Below are 20596 nucleotides of genomic sequence, written 5' to 3'. Positions count from 1 at the left end.
CAGGTATAGCAGTTCAAACAAACGAAGAAAACCGAAATCGTTGCTAAACTAGTCGAGTCAAAGTGTGTGATTATTTTTCAATCTAAAAAACTGCATATATTGTAATTTTATAACAGATAAGCCGAGTTTATTTGCGTAATCGTTGAACATTGCCGATAATTTCTGTAATTTAGTTACAATATTCAGCAACAATCTTAAAGTAAGGTGAAACATGACTATCAAAGTTGGGATCAATGGTTTCGGGCGTATCGGTCGATTTGTTTTCAGAGCATCATGTGAGCGTGATGATATTCAAGTCGTAGGCATCAATGACTTGCTCGACGTAGATTACATGGCATATATGCTGAAGTACGATTCTACTCACGGAAAGTTTAACGGCACTGTCGAGGTAAAGGACGGCAAACTGATTGTGAACGGTAAAGAAGTACGCGTTACCGCCGAACGTGATCCTGCCAATCTGGCCTGGGATGCCATTGGTGTTGATGTTGTTGTTGAGTCTACCGGTTTGTTTTTAACTGACGAAACGGCCCGCAAACATATTCAGGCCGGCGCGAAAAAAGTAGTGATGTCAGCTCCATCCAAAGACGACACCCCCATGTTTGTTATGGGCGTAAACGACAGCAGTTACGCGGGTCAGGATGTTGTATCCAATGCCTCTTGTACCACTAACTGTTTGGCTCCGCTGGCAAAAGTGTTAAATGATAACTTTGGTATCGTCGACGGTTTAATGACCACTGTACACGCCACCACGGCTACCCAGAAAACTGTTGATGCACCATCTGCCAAAGACTGGCGTGGCGGTCGCGGCGCGTCACAAAATATCATTCCTTCGTCTACCGGTGCCGCCAAAGCCGTGGGTAAGGTTATTCCTGAGCTAAACGGTAAATTGACCGGTATGTCAATGCGCGTTCCTGTTGCTGACGTGTCAGTGGTCGACTTGACTGTTAACCTGGCAAAACCGGCAACTTACGCGCAAATTTGTGCCGCGATGAAAGCTGCGTCTGAAGGTGAACTGAAAGGCATTATGGGTTACACCGAAGATGCAGTTGTTTCCCAGGACTTTATCGGCGATACACGCACCTCTATCTTCGATGCCGAAGCCGGTATCGCATTGACCGATACTTTTGTAAAAGTCATCTCCTGGTATGACAATGAAATCGGCTACTCGAATAAAGTGCTGGATTTGGTTGCTCATATTGCCAAGTAAACAGCTTAGCAGGCATGATAAAGGCGACAGGAATGTCGCCTTTTTTATTGAAACGTGTAGAAGGTCAAATATGCAACTTAGTCCATCCGTTAGCCTTGAGTCCTCTCCATCACTGGTTGATTGTCTGGAAGTGAACAACGCGTTTGCTTTTGCCAAAATCAGCTTGTTTGGTGGACATATCATCAGCTTTTGTCCTAAAAGCGATCAAAGAGAACGCTTATGGCTAAGTGACAAAACCCGGTTAGATGGCAGTAAAGCCATTCGCGGAGGCGTGCCGATTTGCTGGCCCTGGTTTGGCCATCATGTTGATAGCCAGTTTCCGGCGCACGGTTACGTCCGCGAACAACTTTGGCATGTTACCCGTTGTGAAGACACTGGTGCAGGTACCGAAATAACACTGGCCCCCGAAACCTGTGTAGGTGATGGTTTTGATGGGCTGGCGGCGCTCCGTTTGAAAATTATTGTCGGACAACAACTCAAAATCGAGTTAATCACCGAAAATATTGGCAATAGCAGCTTTAGCTATAATGCTGCGCTACATAGCTATTTTTCGGTCGATGATATTCAGCGTACCCGACTATCCGGCTTATCGGGCAAATATATAGACAAGGTGGCACAAAGGACAATAGCAACAACGCCCGAAACTTACATCTTTAGCACGGAAACTGATCGTATTCATCTGGTTGCCGCACCGCAGGTCACCATAGAAGTCCCGGCGTATTCCATCCCGATTTACTCTGAAGGTCATGATAGTGTGGTGGTGTGGAATCCCTGGATTGAAAAAAGCGCAGGTATGAGCGATATGACAAAACAAGGCTATCTGAACTTGTTATGTGTTGAAACAGCGATAACTCAAGATAAAATCCTCGCTGCCGGAGAAGTACATCGGCTTGTGCAAACTATTGGGTAAAGGGCCAGAACATACAGGTGACGTTAACAACCTTTGCTTTCGTCACCTTTCTATTTGCAATAATTCTATTAGGTCGCCTTTATTATCTGCAACTAAATCAGCCAGGGTATATTGATTCAGCGTCTGGATAAATGACTGCGTTGCCTGTGCTAGAATATTTTTCAATCGGCAGGCTGGCAGTATTTGACAGGGCGCACTGTGACAGTCGATAACATCCAGCGTGTTTTCCAGCAGCGTCACAACTTCCCCCACATTAATTTGTCCCGGGGACTTCATCAGGCTAATACCGCCGCCTTTGCCCCTTTTTGTCGCCACAATGCCAGCAATGCCTAATTGCTGGACAATTTTCTTTAAATGATGAACAGACAAGTTATAGCGTTTACTGATCTGTTCAATATTGGCTTGCTGTCCCTGCGGCATCACCGCCAGATAGGTTAAGATCCGCAACGCATAGTCGGTATATCGGGTTAACTGCATAAATTATCTTGTTGAAACCGTGTTAGTGATATTGACATTCAACCGGGGCGTCCGTCCACTCTTGGTTTAACCAACATTGACCCGTAAGTAACCACAAAGAGTAAATACGCCAATGACCACAACAGGCTAGCAAGCAAGTAAACGATAATAAGGTCAAATCCTGTTAGTACCCCAAAAACTCTGACCAACCCTGCCCAAATAACCAGTAACAGCAGCCATTTCACCCTGCCCGGTGGTGATAACATACGCCCAGTATGACCGAGCGATACTCGGCAAATCATCGACAAAATCATACTGCTCATGGCACCAGCCGTTAATGCGTGGATCGCAATGGATGCATTGACTATCCACCCCAGTTTATAACTGGCGAACAAGGCAAACGCCAGTGGAATAAACCAATAGGCAAAGTGCAATGACCACAATAGCGGATGCTTTAATGTGATCCAGGGTTTCCACCGCGCGCAACGTAATATTTGGCAGATAGCTGCCAATGTAAAAACAGCCGCTATTACTTCGCCAGGAAGCAGATACACCAGTCCGGATAAATACAGTGCCACCAGAGTAACGGATGTGCCGATTACACTGTATTCTAGCCAACGCAGTGGCTCTACTTTACAGGTAGCAGTGCCATTGGCGGTAAACATCGGCATGACACGTCCGGCGACGATCGTCATGATTAATGCAATAATCATTAACGTCGCGTTAAGTCCCCACTCTTTTAGCACAGGAAGTTGCAGCACGACCGATAGATGCAATAACAGGTTACCCACAGCCAGCAACAACAATACAGGGACAAAAAATAAATTACGTTTATGCCCTGCTTTTCTCAGAATATTAAAAAAATAACCGGCCGCTAAGGGAATAAAACTCACATCAAGCAATATTATTAGCCAGGCAGGCAATACATCACCCAGCAAAAATGCCATTCTTGCCGTTAGCCACAATCCTACCAGTAGCATCAACGGTTTACCGTGCGTTGCCCTGATCCCCGTCCAGTTTTGTACTGCCGTCAATAAAAAGCCGACGATAAATACGCTAACAAAACCGAACAGCATTTCGTGAGCATGCCAAAAAAGCATATTTGTATAGGGTTCAAAAGAGACGATGTCTGCTAAGTACAGTCCCCATAACAAGATGGCAAAAGATGAAAATAACCCGCCAAACAGAAAAAATGGGCGAAACGCCAGACGCCATAGAGGCAAGATCTGCTCTTCCCGCTTTGCATCAGTAATATTAATCATAAGTTATCCTGGGTTCAGGTTAAATTATCTTAAGGTCTGACCTAACTGTTTTTGCGCCACCAGCCTGAGCACATACGAAAATTTAAATAGTCCCGCTAAAACAATTTGTGCCACATGCATCAGCACTATCACCATTAACGGGAAATAATCATCTAATCCATAAGCAACCAGAACGCAGCCACAAAAAGCAACAAGTGTCAGCAGCATTGAAACGTTGGCGACCAATAGCGCTTTCTTGGGAGTCATAACATGCATCCTATATACACCTTATTAAAGTGCATATTAAATACCCCTTTTAAAAAGGTCAAACTTAATTTTCAAATAACAGGTTCACCCTGGAATATGATCATGAGATTGGGTAACAACAGACGTTTGACGTTTTATATCGCACCGACAATACAGTGCGACAGACATGGGAAGTTTTAAGGTTTGGAAGGTATCAATAAGGCAGGATCGAGACGTACTTTAAACCAGTTAATCCGCCAATCAAGGTGCGGGCCGGTAGCGCGGCCGGTTTTGCCCACTTCCGCTACCAGCTGACCCTGTTTAACAGCCTGCCCCACCTTTACATGGCTGGCGCTTAAATGTAAAAACGCCGAACTGATGCCATGGCCATGATCAATCAGCATGGTGCCACCAGAGTAATACATATCAGGTTGCCAGTATGTCACGATACCATCAGCAGGAGCCACAACCGGTGAGCCGGTTTTAGCCGCGACATCAACGCCATAATGAGGTGTTTTGGGTTTACCATTGAGAATACGCTGACTACCATAAAATCCGCTGATACGCCCTTTGGCAGGCCAGATAAATGCTTGGGTGAAATCCGTTCTGTCGTCATCAACAGTTCTCGCTTTGGCTATCCGGCGGCCTTCTTCACGGATCCGCTCAAGGACTTCGGGATCCGGCGTGACCATTTTGGGTGGCAAACCTTTGATCCGCTCTATTTTATAGTCACGTTTGCTCAGCGTTAAAGCCTTAAGCTGTTTTTCCTGTCCCGGCTCCTGCCATTCCAGCTGATGGGTTAATTCAGCATCACGGTTAAAGCCAAAAACAAAATCACCTTGTGCCGATACTTTTAGTTTGTCGCCATCCAGCCAAACTGAACTACCGGGTACAGTCTTACCCACAATCATACTGCCTTGGGTTATCTCACCACGTAATTCAATAGCATGCAAATTGAATGAAGCTAGCAAGAGTAACAAAACTAACTTAAGCATTGGCTATGGCTCCCTTGCCCACACCTTCAAACGCCAACACTTTAAAACTGTGTTGCGGAGCCAGTTTTTTCTGTTCATCCGCCATAAATTGAGCCAGACATTCCACGGTTGAATCGGTACTGACCAGATCACATTCACTTTTGGGAATAATCAACTCAAAGCTGCCCTGTGAGGCTTCATAGGCAAAACAATAATGCTGCTCAAACGATGACCGCGAAATTTGCAGGCTTAATTGCTGCACAGCAACAATATCCTCATGGGTTCCGATATAAATATCCTGCCAGCGCTGTGCCCAGTATTTTTGCCATTTTTCACTCAATTCACCATCTTGATAAACCAGAACCTTAGAACGATGACCATGCGCAATCCGCTGACAATTGCCGTCATGCTTTTTTAAGCCATGAGTGTAATGGTAATAAGGCGTGGGGATATCTTCGGTGCGCAGGGTCAATTCCAGCCCCTCGACATTTTCGGGTAAATGGGTGGCAATAATTTCTTTCAAATACTGGCTAACCGATGCCATATTGACCTGCTCGGTATACACAAAGGCATAGGCTTCGGCCGGGCAGTTTAAATGGATAGACTGGTTGTCAGGTCGATCGAAATCCACCTGCACCATATCAGTCAGTTCATTGCGCCGGATACGGGTATAGTCGTGCTCTGCCGGGATCAACAATTTATGATCAACATACTCGTCGATTAATGCTTTAAGGCGTTTTTTAACCTTGGAAAAGTCCAGCACCATGCTTTCTTCATTCAGATCACCATCCAGGATCACATCGACAATCCAGCTTTCTCCAACCATCCCGCGCTGCGGGCACAGATAGGAAAAATCCATTACTGTCAGATCATTTACAAACAATTGCATGGCTAGTCAGGTTCTCCAGTTACTCTATTGGTTAAGACGATTTCAATAACTGATCTTTCAAATTAGGCGGTACACCCTTGATCAGCAATGTATCGCTATGCGGATCATATTGTACCCGTTCGCCTAATAATTTGCGCTCGAAACTGATAGTCAAACCGCCACCCGCACCACTAAATTTGTTTAAACTCTTGATGATTGCGGGATCTGCCTGAAAGGTTTCCTCTATGCTCTGCTCGCCGCCACGGGCGAAATCGACAAAGCTGCTATTGCCCTTAGGTAGTTGCTCGGCCAATTCACTGATTTTAATGTCTTCACCCTGGTCTATTTTCTCTTTGTAGTAACTGACCATTTGCTGACGGCCCTGATGTTTTTCTTCCGGAGCCAACTGTTCAGACTGAAAATATTCATCCACCACATTAACCAGCTGTTTGTTTTGCTGCTTAACATCAACCAGCTCTTCGCACCCTAAAAATGCCAGAAAGAAATCCGACACCTTGCGACCGGCCATGCCTTTGATAAAGCTCACATAACGGTTTGCATCAGGGTTAATTCGCCGTTCTGTTAAATCAATTCGGGTCGCCAACTGCATTTTAGCCAAATCCAGATGATCGCTATAGTTAAGCTCCAGACTACGATCGATTTCTACATGCTGTTTGGTATTGAGCAGACCAATAAATATATAATCGGTGGCTAAAAACTGGTATTGGCAAAACAGTAGAAATCCGGTTTCTATCTTGCCAAACTCAAGCAACGTTTTTTTCAGCATTTCCGTGGTGGCCAGACTGAACTGATAGAAACTGTCCTGATCCTCACCAAGATTGTCCAGCAAGGTGGTAAAATTACCTTCTTCTGCGGCTGCCAGCCCTCCCACACCCTTACCCGGTTTTCCCGCGTAAACGCTATTTAGCTGTTCAGTGAGTCGTTCGATTTGGGGAGAGATTTCGAAACACTGACTACGGGGAACCATCACCAGTTCCTGAGCCTCGTTCACCGCCAGTTGGTGAACCACAAATTGATGAATTATCGCGCTCATAGGGCGAATTTACCTCTTACATTCATAAAGTTGGTGGTAGTTTCCACAACCGAACTGCTAACCAGGCGGTTAATATGGAGCTACCTGAAATTACTTGCTACTATGTCGCATATTATCTCAATAAGACATATTCCTCATGCCTCGACAGTCCAAATATTCCGACCAGCAATTTGAACAACTAACCAATGACATTATTGGTGTGCTGGAAAAACACCAGGCCAGTCGAGATTTGTCCATTATGGTATTGGGAAATATCATCACCAATATTTTTCACCATCAGGTAAAAGAGGCCGACCGTATGCAAATGGCCGAGCAGTTTACCCAAGTTTTATTAAAAAGTGTTAAATCCAGTCATTAAAAATTAGAAAGAATTAGACAAACACTATGATACTGACAGAAACGCCACGAAGACAGCGGGTAACCAAACTGGTTGGGTGGGGCCATTGGTTTGCCTTTTTTAATATCTTTATCGCCATTATTATTGCGTCGATTTACACCTTTAATTCAAGGTTGCCGGATACCGCTTTTGGTGCCTTGTATCTGTTGACTAACTGGTTTGGACATATCAGTTTCCTGACCTTTATCGGCTTTGTGATCCTTGTTTTGCCACTATGTTATTTGGTACCTAACGTTAAAGTCGTCAAAATCAGTGCCTCCATTATTGCCGCAGTAGGATTGGCTCTACTGGCTTTCGATGCACTGCTGTACAACAAATATGGCTTGCATGTCAGCTTTAATTCGGCCGAGTTGTTGCGCTACGAAACCAATAATGTCATCGCCAACTTTAACTGGCAGCAATGGGGATTTTTAATCCTGTTATTTGTCGTTTGGCTGTCGTTCCAGCTGATTCTGGCCAATGCTTTGTGGCAGCGAATTGATCGTTTTCGGGTTAAAAAAATTGGCCAACCCGCCGCGCTGTTTTTTATTGTCTGTTTTGTGTGCAGTCATGCCAGCCATATCTGGGCAGATGCTCATCTGTATCAGCCAATTGTCCAGCAGGATGATATGTTTCCGCTATCCTATCCGGCTACTGCCAAGACATTGATGTCCAAATATAATTTGCTGGATCTGGAAAGCTATCAGCAGCGCAAGGAACTGCAACTGAATCGGCGCGTACAGCAAGTAAATTATCCCGCTTCGGCGTTATATTGTGCAGTAGACCAGAACACTAACGTCAACCTGCTGGTGGTCACGCAAGGCGATAGCGAAGCATTGGCTAATGCTTACCCTCTGACAAAACTGCACGATTACTATGATATGTCCTCCAACGCGGTTTCTGGCCAGTTTAGTATTGTTTATGGCCTGCCCGAACTTTACCAGAGCGCGATGCAGAATATCGCACCGGTGTTGCTTGATTTACCCGCCAAGCTGGGCCTGGATACTTTTGTCTACGCGCCGGGATTTAAATTTGGTAACAGTAGTTGGGACGATTTCCAGAAACAGTTTTCAACCAGCCAGCCTCGTTTAAGTATTGCTTTTGTCAGTCCCGAACAGGCTAAAACCTTGTTAAATAGCTTTAACTTTAGCCAGGGTAAACTGTTGTTGACCCAATTGCAGAGCAATACGCAGGTCGCCACCTTTTCTAATATTGACAATATGCAGTCTGCGGTAGTGAGCAGCCATCAGGATCTGGCTCCGACACTGCTGAATTTAATGGGTTGCAGCGCAGAATCTAATATTTACAGTACCGGCCAGAACTTACGCAAACCACAACGGGAATGGTTAGTCACCAGCCTGGGTGACAAAGTGGTTATGCTGAACAAGACCCATCGAATTGAAGTCGACAGTAATGGCAATCATAAAATCTTCGATCGCCTGAGTGGTGAAGAACTATCCACTGATCTTAATACCAGTATGCTAAGCCAAGGGATTAAGCATCTAAGCCGTTTTGTGGCCAAAGATTAAAGAATTAAAAACTTTTTCAGCAACAAGGCAGGGATAAGATTAAAAGCTTTTCCCTTACTTTCTGAGAGTTTGTTGCCAGCAATAACGGCCTATTAACCCGCCATTAGTTACAAACAGAAGGCTGCTATTCCGGTTCACCACAACCTCCCCTCTTTTCCTCCCGTCAAATCAGCACAAAAGTTTATATAAATACAATATAAACTTTATTTTTCAAACACTTAGTATAAATGTTTCAAACACATCCAATGTTACAAATAGTCGCCGCCGATTTACAGCTTTTTAGTATCAAGCCATCGACACTACCTCAGGCATTAAGCATTTTTTATAACTGAGGACGTGAACATGTTGAATTTAAAAAGACTTTTTATTGCATCGACGATGGCTTTTCCACTATTGGCCAACGCCGCAACGACTTATGTCGCAGCAGACAACTCGAGAGAAACCAAACTCTGCGTCAGTGCCGCCATGGACAGCCGTGTCGGTTTCTATGTCTCCTACAAGGAATCAGGTAAAGGTATACACTATATTGCCAACAATATTGCCTGCAACAACCTGCTTATTGGTGAATTTGCCGATAAAGCCGGCAACCTGGCTAACGCTGCATTTCTGGAAAAATTTCAGCGCTCTGAAGGCCATATTCAAATCAAGGATTACGTATCTATGCCACAAGAGGACAATAACGTTGACCGAGTCGTAATAGTGCGCGGGTCCTAATTACAGCCGTTGTTCAGCTAACAACCGCATACCTGTTCAATTTTGGTATCGCGGTTGGCTTTTCCCCGCACATATTCAGTCTGATTTATCCTGCCATTCATCACCTATCAGCGGATCGTCATCTTCAGTTCCTTCCCACTGATACTTTTTCTCTACCGGTTTAGGATCTCGACGCCAGAAAATAAACGCACATAAGCTACCGGCAATGGCACCAAAGAAATGATATTCAAATGAAATATTTGGCTCGCGCGGAAAGATTGTCATGGTCATGCTGCCATACAATAAAAATACAATCATCATAATCGCCACCGAACGTTTATCGCGACGCAAGATGCTTGCCACCAGTAAAAAGAAAAACATCCCGTGCGATAAGCCACTAGCCCCAATATGTGTTGCCTCTCGGGCGAACAACCACACACCCAATCCTGACCCCAGCCAGACTATCAATAAAACCCACCAACGGGATTTCGGGTAGCCATAAAGTAACAATGTACCTAATATTAATGTCGGCAAGGTATTACTAAAAATGTGGTTGAGCGAACCATGAATCAACGGAGCGGCAAATATCCCAATCAGCCCTTGTGAATGCATGGGTAGCACACCAAAAACGGATAAATCCCAATCCAGAAAAAGCTCACCCAGCTTTACCCACCACAACAGACAAACAAATAATAACGACAGTATAAAGCTGTTTTTAAATCGGTCATCAGTTCCCATTTCTCAACTCAATTGCTGCTAATAGCAACTAGATTGGGGCTGTTCGATAAATTAAAAGCTTTTATGCTGCCATTTATATCTCTAACTTTCTATTTATTAGAATTAAATTCGTGTTTATTTGCAGTTATATTCATCAAAATAGTATTTTGACAACGGAGAAAAACGGAGACACTGATGAGCAAGGTTAATTCGAGCTGGAAAAGTAGTATCGACAATGGTGAATATCACCGTAAAGATTCACAATTCAGGAGCTGGATTACAGCTGATGGTGACTCCGGCTTCAAGGCAGAAGCAGACAGGTATCACTTGTATGTGTCTCTGGCCTGCCCCTGGGCACATCGGGCACTAGTTTTTCGCGTATTAAAAGGACTGCAGGATTTAATTGCCGTTAGCGTGGTTCATCCCGATATGCATGATAAGGGCTGGCGTTTTAAACATAACGCCAAATCCAGCCGGTTATATGCGACGACAGGAGATACGCTTTACGGCAGCGAATATCTGTCAGATCTGTACTATCAGCATTCAGCTGACTATCAGGGTAATATTACCGTTCCGGTACTATGGGATCAAAAACAACGGGTTATCGTTAATAACGAATCGGCTGATATTATCCGCATGTTCAATTCTGCCTTTGATCATATCACCGGTAACCAGCAAGATTTTTATCCATCCGATTTACAGTCACATATTGATGAAATCAACCATCTGGTATATCACAACGTCAACAACGGCGTGTATAAGACCGGGTTTGCCACCTCACAGGACGCTTACGACGAAAATGCCAAAAAACTGTTTTCGGTATTACAACAACTGGATACGATCCTGGCCAGCCAACGCTATTTAACCGGCCCTAAAATAACCGAAGCAGACTGGCGGCTATGGACCACCCTGGTCAGATTTGATGCGGTATATCACACCCATTTCAAATGTAATTTAAAGCTGCTGAAGGAATTTGAGCATCTTTATCATTTTATGCTGGAGTTGTATCAACAACCTGGTATTGCCCAGACAGTTAATATGAATCATATCAAACGGCATTATTACGCCAGTCATGAAACGATTAACCCGCACCGGATCATTCCGCTGGGTCACCAACAGGATTGGAATCAGCCACATCAGAGGGACAAAATAGGCTAACGGATTAGCGTCGGTAAGCAAACAATAACCAGTAGAACCGGCCTGTGGAGGCAGGCCTGTCTATTCAGTGGTTGGTGAATAATCGAAACCAAAATGTAAAAATGCCCGTTGTGAAGCGATCCGCCCACGCGGAGTACGCTGCAAGAAGCCCTGCTGGATCAAATAAGGCTCGATAACATCTTCGATGGTATCTTTTTCTTCACCGATGGCGGCGGCCAGATTATCCAGTCCTACCGGTCCACCATTAAATTTTTCGATAATGCAATTAAGCAGTTTACGATCCATATAATCAAACCCTTCGCTATCCACATCGAGCATATCCAGCGCACTGGCGGCCACTTTATCGTCGATCACGCCATTGGATTTTATCTGGGCAAAATCCCTTACTCTCCGCAACAACCGGTTGGCGATACGCGGCGTACCACGAGAACGCCGGGCAATTTCGATAGCTCCTTCGTTACCCAGTTGTTGGTCCAGATAACTGGCCGATCGTAAAATAATCTGGGTTAAATCCTTGATATTGTAGAACTCAAGCCGTTGCACTATGCCAAAGCGGTCACGTAAAGGTGAAGTGAGCGAGCCAGCACGGGTCGTGGCACCAACCAGCGTAAAAGGCGGTAATTCCAGCTTAATCGAACGTGCTGCCGGACCTTCACCAATCATAATATCCAGCTGGTAGTCTTCCATCGCGGGATACAGAATTTCTTCAACAACCGGGCTTAAACGATGAATTTCATCAATAAACAACACATCGTTTTCTTCCAGATTAGTCAATAATGCCGCCAAATCGCCGGCTTTTTCCAGCACCGGACCCGAGGTGGTTTTAATATTCACCCCCATTTCATTGGCGACGATATAAGCCAAGGTGGTTTTACCCAAACCGGGTGGCCCAAATATCAGTAAATGATCCAGTGCGTCCTGACGCTGGCGAGCCGCTTCGATAAAAATTTCCATCTGCGCACAAACGTGATCCTGACCGGTATAGTCGGCAAGTAGCTTGGGCCTGATGGCACGATCCAGTGCTTCGTCTTCTTTATCTGCTTTAGGCTGGATCAGTCGATCTGCTTCTATCATTTCGTTTTTACGCCATCGCTCTTAATGCTTCACGGATCAGTTGTTCACTGCTCATGTCATCCTGGTACACCGCTTTGATCACTTGCATAGCCTGGGCATTTTTGTAGCCCAACGCCAATAAGGCACTTAATGCTTCCTGTTTACTGTCATTCAGTGAGACAAAAGTCGACTCGATACTCTGCTGTTCACTGGGCAAAGAAACATGCTCTGTCGCGGTTAATGCAATATTTTTAAGCCGGTCACGCATTTCAACCACTAAACGTTCAGCAGTTTTCTTGCCGACTCCCGGCAATTTAACCAGTGACGACACATCTTCAAAATTAACGCATTGAATAAACTGCTCAACCGACATGCCGGACATAATGGTCAACGCCATTTTAGGGCCCACGCCATTGGCTTTGATTAATTCACGAAATAAAGAACGTTCGGATTTATTCGCGAAACCAAATAGTAGCTGCGCATCTTCACGCACGACAAAATGGGTATAGATAATGGCTTCTCGTCCCACGTCCGGCAACTGATAAAAGCTGGTCATGGGAATTTGGATATCATAGCCCACGCCTCCGGCTTCGATGAGTACCTCGGGGGCCTGCTTTTCGATCAGAATACCGCGAATTCGGCCTATCACAACAGATCCTTTATGCTGGTTATTGTTTTAGGTGACTGAAAAACTAGCACCAAAAACAATGAAGTTTGGAATATACGCCACAGACTACTGTATATAAACACATTGTCAATATACAAATCGAGGGGAAGGTGAATCAGCTTATTTGCGTAACCTGCCCCTGACAGTTTTACTCGCCTGTCCGGCCAGTTTAATCAGGCTTTGATAGCTGTGGCCATGACATAAGGCCACTGCAAGCGCATCAGCCGCATCCGCTTGTGGGGTGCCCGGTAGCTTTAATAAATAAGTGACCATATGCTGTACTTGGCTTTTGTCGGCCGCACCTTTGCCTACCACAGCCTGCTTAATCTGGCGGGCAGAATATTCTGCCACTGGAATATTTTGACTGGTGGCGGCAACAATCGCTGCCCCCCGGGACTGCCCCAGTTTTAATGCTGAGTCCGGATTACGAGCCATAAATACCTGCTCAATGGCAAACATATCTGGCCGGTATTGCTCAATAATCTGACTGACTCCGGCATATATTTTTTGCAAACGAATGGGCAGCTCATCAGTACCCAGGCGAATACAGCCACTGCCCAGATATTCGAATTTACTGCCCTGCTGGCGGATAACACCATAGCCGGTCAGGCGGGAACCGGGATCAATTCCCAGAATAATGGCCATAACAGTTCCCTGCCTCCGGCTTACTCTCTATCCGTTTCCTCTGCTTTAACTACAGTCTGGATGGCTAACTCCTGCAATTGTTCAGGGTTAGCGAATCCTGGTGCATCGGTTAACGGACAAGCCGCGGTAGTGGTTTTGGGGAAGGCCATCACATCACGAATTGAAGTGGCACCCGTCATCAACATCACCATGCGATCCAGACCAAAAGCCAGACCGGCATGCGGTGGCGTACCGTATTGCAAGGCATCGAGCAAAAAGCCAAATTTACTGCGCGCTTCTTGTTCTTCAATGCCCAAAATCTCGAACACTTGAGATTGCATGTCCTGATGGTGGATACGCACCGAACCACCGCCTAATTCGCAACCGTTCAACACCATATCGTAGGCATTAGAAATTGCACTGCCCGGATCAGCAGCCAACTGCTCCGGCGTCATATCACGAGGAGCGGTAAACGGATGATGTAACGCATAAAACTGGCCGTCTACTTCTTCAAACATCGGGAAGTCGACTACCCATAGCGGTTTCCACTCACCTTCGAGCAAATTAAGATCTTCACCCAGTTTGAGACGCAAAGCCCCCATACTCTCGGTAACAACGGTATTGCTGTCGGCACCAAACAGCAAGATATCGCCACTTTTGGCCTGGGTTGCGGTTATAATAGCCTGTGCGGTTTTGGCATCGAGGAATTTTAAAATAGGTGATTGCAAACCATCCAGGCCGGCATCGATGTCATTGACTTTCATCCAGGCCAGTCCTTTAGCACCATAAATACTGACATACTTGCCGTAATCATCTATCTGTTTACGAGATAATTCGGCGCCACCTGGCACACAAATAGCCACAACACGGCCTTTAGGGTCATTTGCCGGACCTGAGAACACTTTAAAATCAACGTTTTTGACTAGTTCGGCGACATCGGTGAGTACCATTGGATTACGCAAATCCGGTTTATCACTGCCGTACAAACGCATGGCATCAGCGTAAGTCATGCGTGGGAACTCACCCAAATCTACATTCAGTAAATCGTTAAACAGCCCACGCATCATTTTTTCAGTGATGGCCATTACCCCTTCAGCATCGAGGAAGGTGGTTTCAATATCGATTTGGGTAAATTCGGGTTGCCGATCAGCGCGTAAATCTTCATCACGGAAACATTTTACGATTTGATAATAACGATCCATGCCAGACATCATCAGCAACTGCTTAAACAACTGGGGTGATTGCGGCAAGGCAAAAAACTGGCCTTTGTGCGTGCGGCTTGGCACCAGATAATCACGGGCACCTTCCGGTGTTGCTTTGGTTAGCATTGGCGTTTCGATATCCAGAAAGCCCTGCTCTTCCAGATAGCGACGTACTGCGCCTGTCACTTTGGCGCGAAACTTCAAGCGTTCAGTCATAATCGGGCGACGCAAGTCCAGATAACGGTATTTCAGCCGTTGTTCTTCGGAATTTTCCTGATTGCTGTCCAGCGGTAATGGTGCTGATTTATTTAAAATGGTTAACTCTTTTCCCAGAATCTCGATTTCGCCTGTGGACATATCCTTATTGACTTGCCCTTCGGGGCGCGCACGCACTAAACCGGTTAGTTGCACACAAAATTCGTTACGCACTTTATTGGCGGTATCAAACACATCGGCCAAATCAGGATCGTAAACCACCTGAACAATACCTTCACGATCGCGTAAATCGAGAAAAATCACCCCGCCGAGATCGCGGCGACGGTTTACCCAACCACAAAGCGTAACGGTCTGACCAATAAAAGATGCGTTGATGTTGCCGCAATAATCTGTGCGCATGAAATCGTCCTGTAATCCGGCTTGAATGCCGTGAGAAAATATTAGAGTCAAAATAAAGCCGCGTATTATATACTCATGCCACCTCAAAATGCACGTTTCAGCGGGAATTTAAAGCCATTTAGACAAGGCGACTGTTTGTAGGTCTAGTGGGCTAAATCAAAAATAGTCAACGCAGTATAAATGGCTTTAAAACCCGCCCGAAGGGAGCGTCTGGGGTACTGTACTTCTGCGTTATCGCCTTTCACAAGGTGGACAACATGGTTTCAAGACGATGCCTTGAATTACAGCGCCCCAGTCGCTCTGAATCCGGTATTTTGAGGTGGCATGGGTATACCCCTCAAGATAAGGCAAAAATACACGGCTGAAGGGCAATAAATAGCGTTCTCTGCTACGGCTAACTCTGGGCTTTGATATCGGCAGTATTGAGATGATGTTTTTTCATCAGCTTATGTAAATCGGTACGATTACGCCCTGCCAAATCGGCAGCACGGGTTACGTTACCATCGGCCATTTTTAATACTTTCAGCAAATATTGGCGTTCAAACGCATCACGCGCGTCACTTAACGTTGGCCAAATACAACTGGATTCGGACAACGCCTGTTCCACCATATGCCGTCCAATCACCGGGCTTTGAGTCAGTGCTACACACTGTTCTACCACATTCACCAGTTGCCGCACATTTCCCGGCCAGGGGGCGGTAGTTAACATCTGCATGGCATCGTCAGAAAAGCGACTGACTTTCACACCATGGCGCTCCGCACAGCTTTGCAGTAAATGTCTGGCCAATACCGGAATATCCTCGGCTCGTTCATGTAGACCGGGCAAATGCAGATTCACCACGTTAAGGCGGTAATACAAATCTTCGCGGAACTGCCCTTCTTTCATCGCTGCATCAATATCCCGGTGAGTAGCAGAAATCACCCGCACATCAATCGCCACATGTTTACTGCTGCCTACCGGGCGGATTTGCTGCTCCTGCAAGGCGCGCAGCAGTTTAACCTGCAAATGCAGGGGCATATCGCCTATTTCATCCAGCAACAAGGTGCCTTTATCGGCCTGTTGGAATAACCCCTGATGATCCTGAATGGCTCCAGTAAATGCGCCTTTGGCATGGCCAAACAGTTCAGATTCGAGCAAGTTTTCCGGTATAGCACCACAGTTAACTGCGATAAAAGGCTGCTCTGCCCTGGGGCTGGCATTGTGAATGGCTCTGGCCATCAATTCTTTACCGGTTCCACTGGCGCCGGTTAACAAAATGCTGACATCACGCTGTGCCACCCGATAAGCTTGCTCAAGCAAATTTTCCATTACCTGACTACGGGTAATAATTTTTTCTCGCCAACTATCGCTATTAGCCACGTGGCTGACTCTTAGCGCCGCATCAATGGTTTTTCGTAATTCATCATGATCAATAGGTTTAGTTAAAAACCCGTGTACCCCTCTTTGGGTCGCGGTAACGGCTTCTGAAATAGAGCCGTGAGCGGTCATAATAATTACCGGTATGCCAGCATGTGTGCGTACCACTTCGTCAAATAACGCCATACCATCCATACCCGGCATACGTAAGTCACTGAGTACCAAATCAAAAACATTGTCATTAAGACTGCGCAATGCATGTTCCGCATCCACTGCGGTTGACACCTGATAACCTTCGCCTTCCAGGCGTAAACTTAATAAACGTAATAGGCTTGGGTCGTCATCAACCAACAAAATTCGTGCATTTTTATTTGTCATTCTGCCTATCCTTATTACTGAGTGTCGTTTCTATTTTCATTAATTGCTCTATCTGGTTATGTTGTTCTTTCACTTTGTTTTCCAGCGTGTCCAGTTTGACCTTTTGTTCCTCGATAGTTTGCGACTGGCGCGAGTTAATTTTTCCTACTGTTACCAGTGCTGATTCATATTCCAGTAATTTTTGTGTAGGTTGTTGCAACAAGATGCGAATTAACTTGGTTAATTCCTCGGGTAAAATGGGTATCAGATCATTGAGCTGATTTTGTGCCCGCAATCGACTTTGGTAAGGCGTATCCATATTCTGGCTGAGCAAGATTTTTTTCAGCGTATCCACATCATCGTTACCAAGCTCAGCGATTATTTTTTTACGCGCCGGCCAATCCAGTTCATCTGTCGCAAAACGAAAATCGAACCAGCGCAAAATATCGCAGGGTTGGTCCGAGATATTGAAATCATCGTTATTAAAGTCACAGGCGGCATGCGCTGGGACCTTATGTTCTGGTGGTAACTGAAATGACTGACATCCATTAAGTAATAACAAACACGCTATAACGGTGCTGGTTCTCATACATTTTCCTGAATTTGAGGTAATATTATTTGCACACAAAACACTGTCTTTTGATCATTGATTATTTCAGCCGTGCCATTCATCATTCTGGCACAATCAGCCACAATGGATAATCCCAAACCCGAACCGGATAGTCCGTCATTACGCGCTTGATTACCCCGTTGAAATGGCTGGAACAACTGCATATTGTCCGGTATTTCAATTTCGTCACAACTATTGCACACGCTAATCAGGTAGTCATCATCCTGCTTATTGATCTGGATAATTACCGCACTATCCTGCTTTCCGTAAGCAATCGCATTATTAATCAGATTATCCAGTATACGTTGCAATAGCTTTTCATCCGCATAAAGTTTTGACACTGTTGTTTGCAACTCGAAATACTGTCCATTTTGTCCTATCGATAATTGGTGTTGTTCACAAATCCGGTTCAATAACTCACGAATATCAATCCAGTCTGGCCTGGATGAAGCTTCTTGTAATAAACGATTATAATCCAATAATTGCTCAACCAACTGGGTCAGGCGTTTAGCCCCGACATCCAGCAGTGACACCACTTCCTGTTGCTGACCATTCAGTTCACCGACAACCTGATCAGACAACAAGGAACATCCTTCACGAATGCTGGCCAAAGGCGTTTTAAGTTCGTGTGACGCGTGGCGCAACATGGCATGTCGTATGGACTCCAGATGAGCTAACCGTTTAGCCAACCAGCGTAATCTGCTATCCAGTTCCACCATTTCCCTGGGGTAACGGAATTCTGTTTGGGGTAGTTCATCATTCTGGTTGCCGATCGCCCTGATTAATTTTTCCAACCGGTTTACCGGTTTAATCACCACCTGACTGGCAGCCCAAACCAGCATTAAAGTAATAATAACCAACACCAGGGTTTGCCAGGTAATCTCCTGCTGAACCTGATGGACATGGTTACGCTGCTCATCCAGGCTGGTATCCAGTTGCGCAGCTGACGCCAACGAAAAATCCTGCAGCAACTGGCGGAAACGGGTCATATCATCATCGAGTTGCCTGGGATCAACCTCTCGTTGTAGCGATACGATTTTGTTCAGCTGCGATTCAATCGCAATACACAACTGTTGCAGGTCTGTTTGCTGGCAACTTAATTCAAAAGAAAACCTGAAATTATGTGTATAGTTTTCAATTAACGGCACTAATTCGGTATTTTTAAGCACTTTGTATTGACGTATCAATCGCTCAATATCGACAGCCGTTCCTTGCATAGATTCCACTGAACGGGTTAGATCAACGGCTTGCCGGGCTTGACTGACAGCTATATTACCCAGTTCGGTCAGGGTTTTCTGGTTTTGCCAAAGTAAAACCCCAAGCGGCAACATGGCAAAAATGAAACTGAACAAGGTAAGTTGTCGAAGGGAACCTAATCGCAAGGCTATTCTCATCTGCTAACATATTTAACCTGATAACATACAGGCACTACTAAAAAATGAAAAGGCCGGAAATCCGGCCTTTTATTTCTACACATCAAATGATAACTATCCAATGTCAGAACGGCTTAACTTTGGCTTTCACTCCTGTTAAAAAACCAGCATGTCAAAACGTTCCCACTCAGGAGCCCTGCTCTTGCTCAGTCAGCTTTGCGGCTTCCATTTCACTTTGACTGATTTGACCATCACCATCGGTATCAATTTTACCGAAAGAAGCCAACAGAACCGGATCAGACATTGCTTCTTTAATGGTTAACTTACCATCCTTGTCCTGATCCAGTTTGGCGATAACATCAACTTTTTCAATAGATTCTGCTTTTTTGGCGACTAATTGAGGATCCAGTTTGTCAGTTACAGCAAACGCCGTAGCAGCCGCTAAAAACAGTCCAGTTGCAAAAATCACTTTTTTCATCCTATTACTCCATTTTGTTGATATCTATCTGCCAAGCAAGGCAGACAAAACAAACCTGTCGATTCTCAGTTTATGCCTCAGGACGAAACGACGATATGGGTTTATCTAACTATCACGGCTTCGTTGTATTGGATCAAATTCATTGAGGGGAAATTCGAAACAATTAGGCTAATGGTGCTATATCAACTTTAATGCCAATTATAAATTTTATTTATTTTTCAAATAGTTAAATGATAAAAGTGAAAAATCAGCCATTCTGAACCACAAGTTTTGTCGCGGATCCGCGCCATCAGCCCAGTTTTGATTTAAAAAACATTTATAATCAATAGGTTAACCTGTCTCAAAACAGAGTCATCATGCGCAATTGACCACCTAGTCGGGCACAACAGACAACTTTGCTTTGATAAAATCACTGTGACTGACGTAAATCAGATCAGCTACTTTACGGATCAGGTGTTCTTCATGCCCATCCAACTGCTGGTCTGCATACGCAAGCTGCCACAACCTCTTGATGAACTGCTGTTTTTGCTCCAGGTCACACTGATCATTGATAACTCGGGTAAACTGGACTAGATCAACCGATTCTTCAGCATGCTTATTCGCCGAGTCCATCAACTCATCCAACTCCTCGTCTGGCAATTGGAACTGCTCTTCGAGCAACTGTCTTAGCAACGTCAATTCAGCATCTTGTATCTGGTTATCGGCGCGGATTAATTCATAAAACATCACCGCGGTTGCGAGTTTGAGTGTATGCTCAGACGACGTATCTTGTGCATTAGATAGATTTTGCTCAAACCAGAGCAGCAATTTATTTAGCAAATTAATCTCCCG

The 20596-nt window shown here is 45.1% G+C and carries 22 protein-coding genes; 6 read left to right on the top strand and 16 right to left on the bottom strand.

Going from position 1 to position 20596, the window contains the following annotated elements:
* The first annotated feature begins 211 nt into the window (after positions 1 to 211).
* Both gap and V1467_RS08215 read left to right on the top strand, forming a co-directional pair.
* Entirely contained in the window at positions 212 to 1207 is a 996-nt protein-coding gene (gene gap / locus V1467_RS08220) for a type I glyceraldehyde-3-phosphate dehydrogenase (RefSeq protein ID WP_416308310.1), read from the top strand.
* 70 nt (positions 1208 to 1277) lie between these two features.
* Positions 1278 to 2117, top strand: a complete 840-nt coding sequence (locus V1467_RS08215) for a D-hexose-6-phosphate mutarotase (protein WP_416308309.1) — start codon at positions 1278 to 1280, stop codon at positions 2115 to 2117.
* 42 nt (positions 2118 to 2159) lie between these two features.
* Here V1467_RS08215 and V1467_RS08210 read toward each other — a convergent pair whose 3' ends face one another.
* The 6 genes from V1467_RS08210 to yejK form a co-directional block, all read right to left on the bottom strand.
* Positions 2160 to 2594 (bottom strand): Rrf2 family transcriptional regulator, encoded by a 435-nt coding sequence (locus V1467_RS08210; protein WP_416308308.1) that lies wholly within the window; start codon positions 2592 to 2594, stop codon positions 2160 to 2162.
* A 38-nt stretch (positions 2595 to 2632) separates the two neighbouring features.
* Entirely contained in the window at positions 2633 to 3835 is a 1203-nt protein-coding gene (locus V1467_RS08205) for an NnrS family protein (protein ID WP_416308307.1), read from the bottom strand.
* Between the two features lie 24 nt (positions 3836 to 3859).
* A complete protein-coding gene (locus tag V1467_RS08200; RefSeq protein WP_416308306.1) occupies positions 3860 to 4081 on the bottom strand; it encodes a hypothetical protein in 222 nt (73 codons plus the stop codon).
* Positions 4082 to 4257: 176 nt separating this feature from the next.
* Positions 4258 to 5055 (bottom strand): M23 family metallopeptidase, encoded by a 798-nt coding sequence (locus V1467_RS08195; protein ID WP_416308305.1) that lies wholly within the window; start codon positions 5053 to 5055, stop codon positions 4258 to 4260.
* On the bottom strand, positions 5048 to 5923 hold the full coding sequence (locus tag V1467_RS08190) for a 6-pyruvoyl trahydropterin synthase family protein (protein ID WP_416308304.1): 876 nt from the start codon (positions 5921 to 5923) through the stop codon (positions 5048 to 5050). The genes V1467_RS08195 and V1467_RS08190 overlap by 8 nt, the downstream gene beginning before the upstream one ends.
* A 31-nt stretch (positions 5924 to 5954) precedes the next feature.
* Complete coding sequence (gene yejK / locus V1467_RS08185) at positions 5955 to 6956, bottom strand: nucleoid-associated protein YejK (protein WP_416308303.1); 1002 nt, start codon at positions 6954 to 6956, stop codon at positions 5955 to 5957.
* A gap of 136 nt (positions 6957 to 7092) precedes the next feature.
* On the opposite strand from yejK, the gene V1467_RS08180 reads away from it, so the two are divergent.
* From V1467_RS08180 to V1467_RS08170, 3 genes are all read left to right on the top strand, one after another.
* Complete coding sequence (locus V1467_RS08180; RefSeq protein WP_416308302.1) at positions 7093 to 7314, top strand: DUF1414 domain-containing protein; 222 nt, start codon at positions 7093 to 7095, stop codon at positions 7312 to 7314.
* Positions 7315 to 7340: 26 nt separating this feature from the next.
* On the top strand, positions 7341 to 8861 hold the full coding sequence (locus tag V1467_RS08175) for a DUF3413 domain-containing protein (protein ID WP_416308301.1): 1521 nt from the start codon (positions 7341 to 7343) through the stop codon (positions 8859 to 8861).
* Between the two features lie 342 nt (positions 8862 to 9203).
* Positions 9204 to 9575 carry a hypothetical protein gene (locus V1467_RS08170; protein WP_416308300.1) on the top strand — a complete coding sequence of 124 codons (372 nt, stop codon included), beginning with the start codon at positions 9204 to 9206 and terminating at the stop codon, positions 9573 to 9575.
* A 75-nt stretch (positions 9576 to 9650) separates the two neighbouring features.
* Here the strand turns inward: V1467_RS08170 and V1467_RS08165 are convergent, their stop codons facing one another.
* Positions 9651 to 10292: a rhomboid family intramembrane serine protease gene (locus V1467_RS08165; protein WP_416308299.1), complete on the bottom strand. Its 642-nt coding sequence runs from the start codon at positions 10290 to 10292 to the stop codon at positions 9651 to 9653.
* Positions 10293 to 10466: 174 nt separating this feature from the next.
* Between V1467_RS08165 and V1467_RS08160 the strand changes: the two genes are divergently transcribed.
* Positions 10467 to 11429: a glutathione S-transferase family protein gene (locus tag V1467_RS08160; RefSeq protein ID WP_416308298.1), complete on the top strand. Its 963-nt coding sequence runs from the start codon at positions 10467 to 10469 to the stop codon at positions 11427 to 11429.
* Positions 11430 to 11489: 60 nt separating this feature from the next.
* Here V1467_RS08160 and ruvB read toward each other — a convergent pair whose 3' ends face one another.
* The 9 genes from ruvB to V1467_RS08115 form a co-directional block, all read right to left on the bottom strand.
* Positions 11490 to 12503: a Holliday junction branch migration DNA helicase RuvB gene (gene ruvB / locus V1467_RS08155; RefSeq protein ID WP_416308297.1), complete on the bottom strand. Its 1014-nt coding sequence runs from the start codon at positions 12501 to 12503 to the stop codon at positions 11490 to 11492.
* Positions 12504 to 12510: 7 nt separating this feature from the next.
* Entirely contained in the window at positions 12511 to 13131 is a 621-nt protein-coding gene (ruvA, locus tag V1467_RS08150; protein WP_416308296.1) for a Holliday junction branch migration protein RuvA, read from the bottom strand.
* Positions 13132 to 13269: 138 nt separating this feature from the next.
* Positions 13270 to 13794, bottom strand: coding sequence for a crossover junction endodeoxyribonuclease RuvC (gene ruvC, locus V1467_RS08145; protein WP_416308295.1), 525 nt, complete (start codon positions 13792 to 13794; stop codon positions 13270 to 13272).
* A 20-nt stretch (positions 13795 to 13814) separates the two neighbouring features.
* Entirely contained in the window at positions 13815 to 15590 is a 1776-nt protein-coding gene (gene aspS / locus V1467_RS08140; RefSeq protein ID WP_416308294.1) for an aspartate--tRNA ligase, read from the bottom strand.
* A 394-nt stretch (positions 15591 to 15984) separates the two neighbouring features.
* Entirely contained in the window at positions 15985 to 17325 is a 1341-nt protein-coding gene (locus tag V1467_RS08135; RefSeq protein WP_416308293.1) for a sigma 54-interacting transcriptional regulator, read from the bottom strand.
* A complete protein-coding gene (locus tag V1467_RS08130; RefSeq protein ID WP_416308292.1) occupies positions 17315 to 17893 on the bottom strand; it encodes a hypothetical protein in 579 nt (192 codons plus the stop codon). Before V1467_RS08130 ends, V1467_RS08135 begins: the two co-directional genes overlap by 11 nt.
* Complete coding sequence (locus V1467_RS08125; protein ID WP_416308291.1) at positions 17890 to 19296, bottom strand: sensor histidine kinase; 1407 nt, start codon at positions 19294 to 19296, stop codon at positions 17890 to 17892. Before V1467_RS08125 ends, V1467_RS08130 begins: the two co-directional genes overlap by 4 nt.
* A 178-nt stretch (positions 19297 to 19474) precedes the next feature.
* Entirely contained in the window at positions 19475 to 19765 is a 291-nt protein-coding gene (locus V1467_RS08120; protein WP_416308290.1) for a hypothetical protein, read from the bottom strand.
* A gap of 372 nt (positions 19766 to 20137) precedes the next feature.
* Positions 20138 to 20584 carry a TerB family tellurite resistance protein gene (locus V1467_RS08115; protein WP_416308289.1) on the bottom strand — a complete coding sequence of 149 codons (447 nt, stop codon included), beginning with the start codon at positions 20582 to 20584 and terminating at the stop codon, positions 20138 to 20140.
* Between the last annotated feature and the right edge of the window lie 12 nt (positions 20585 to 20596).

This window comes from Neptunicella plasticusilytica, assembly GCF_047922965.1.
GTDB lineage: Bacteria > Pseudomonadota > Gammaproteobacteria > Enterobacterales > Alteromonadaceae > Neptunicella > Neptunicella plasticusilytica.
The sequence above is the reverse complement of the archived record's forward strand: the minus strand, read 5'-3'. Positions and strand labels throughout refer to the sequence as shown.

What these genes read in the sequence shown, in the direction of transcription:
- gap (WP_416308310.1), top strand. Translation starts at nt 212, where the DNA reads ATGACTATCAAAGTTGGGATCAATGGTTTCGGGCGTATCGGTCGATTT.
- V1467_RS08215 (WP_416308309.1), top strand. Translation starts at nt 1,278, where the DNA reads ATGCAACTTAGTCCATCCGTTAGCCTTGAGTCCTCTCCATCACTGGTT.
- V1467_RS08210 (WP_416308308.1), bottom strand. Translation starts at nt 2,594, where the DNA reads ATGCAGTTAACCCGATATACCGACTATGCGTTGCGGATCTTAACCTAT.
- V1467_RS08205 (WP_416308307.1), bottom strand. Translation starts at nt 3,835, where the DNA reads ATGATTAATATTACTGATGCAAAGCGGGAAGAGCAGATCTTGCCTCTA.
- V1467_RS08200 (WP_416308306.1), bottom strand. Translation starts at nt 4,081, where the DNA reads ATGACTCCCAAGAAAGCGCTATTGGTCGCCAACGTTTCAATGCTGCTG.
- V1467_RS08195 (WP_416308305.1), bottom strand. Translation starts at nt 5,055, where the DNA reads ATGCTTAAGTTAGTTTTGTTACTCTTGCTAGCTTCATTCAATTTGCAT.
- V1467_RS08190 (WP_416308304.1), bottom strand. Translation starts at nt 5,923, where the DNA reads ATGCAATTGTTTGTAAATGATCTGACAGTAATGGATTTTTCCTATCTG.
- yejK (WP_416308303.1), bottom strand. Translation starts at nt 6,956, where the DNA reads ATGAGCGCGATAATTCATCAATTTGTGGTTCACCAACTGGCGGTGAAC.
- V1467_RS08180 (WP_416308302.1), top strand. Translation starts at nt 7,093, where the DNA reads ATGCCTCGACAGTCCAAATATTCCGACCAGCAATTTGAACAACTAACC.
- V1467_RS08175 (WP_416308301.1), top strand. Translation starts at nt 7,341, where the DNA reads ATGATACTGACAGAAACGCCACGAAGACAGCGGGTAACCAAACTGGTT.
- V1467_RS08170 (WP_416308300.1), top strand. Translation starts at nt 9,204, where the DNA reads ATGTTGAATTTAAAAAGACTTTTTATTGCATCGACGATGGCTTTTCCA.
- V1467_RS08165 (WP_416308299.1), bottom strand. Translation starts at nt 10,292, where the DNA reads ATGGGAACTGATGACCGATTTAAAAACAGCTTTATACTGTCGTTATTA.
- V1467_RS08160 (WP_416308298.1), top strand. Translation starts at nt 10,467, where the DNA reads ATGAGCAAGGTTAATTCGAGCTGGAAAAGTAGTATCGACAATGGTGAA.
- ruvB (WP_416308297.1), bottom strand. Translation starts at nt 12,503, where the DNA reads ATGATAGAAGCAGATCGACTGATCCAGCCTAAAGCAGATAAAGAAGAC.
- ruvC (WP_416308295.1), bottom strand. Translation starts at nt 13,794, where the DNA reads ATGGCCATTATTCTGGGAATTGATCCCGGTTCCCGCCTGACCGGCTAT.
- aspS (WP_416308294.1), bottom strand. Translation starts at nt 15,590, where the DNA reads ATGCGCACAGATTATTGCGGCAACATCAACGCATCTTTTATTGGTCAG.
- V1467_RS08135 (WP_416308293.1), bottom strand. Translation starts at nt 17,325, where the DNA reads ATGACAAATAAAAATGCACGAATTTTGTTGGTTGATGACGACCCAAGC.
- V1467_RS08130 (WP_416308292.1), bottom strand. Translation starts at nt 17,893, where the DNA reads ATGAGAACCAGCACCGTTATAGCGTGTTTGTTATTACTTAATGGATGT.
- V1467_RS08120 (WP_416308290.1), bottom strand. Translation starts at nt 19,765, where the DNA reads ATGAAAAAAGTGATTTTTGCAACTGGACTGTTTTTAGCGGCTGCTACG.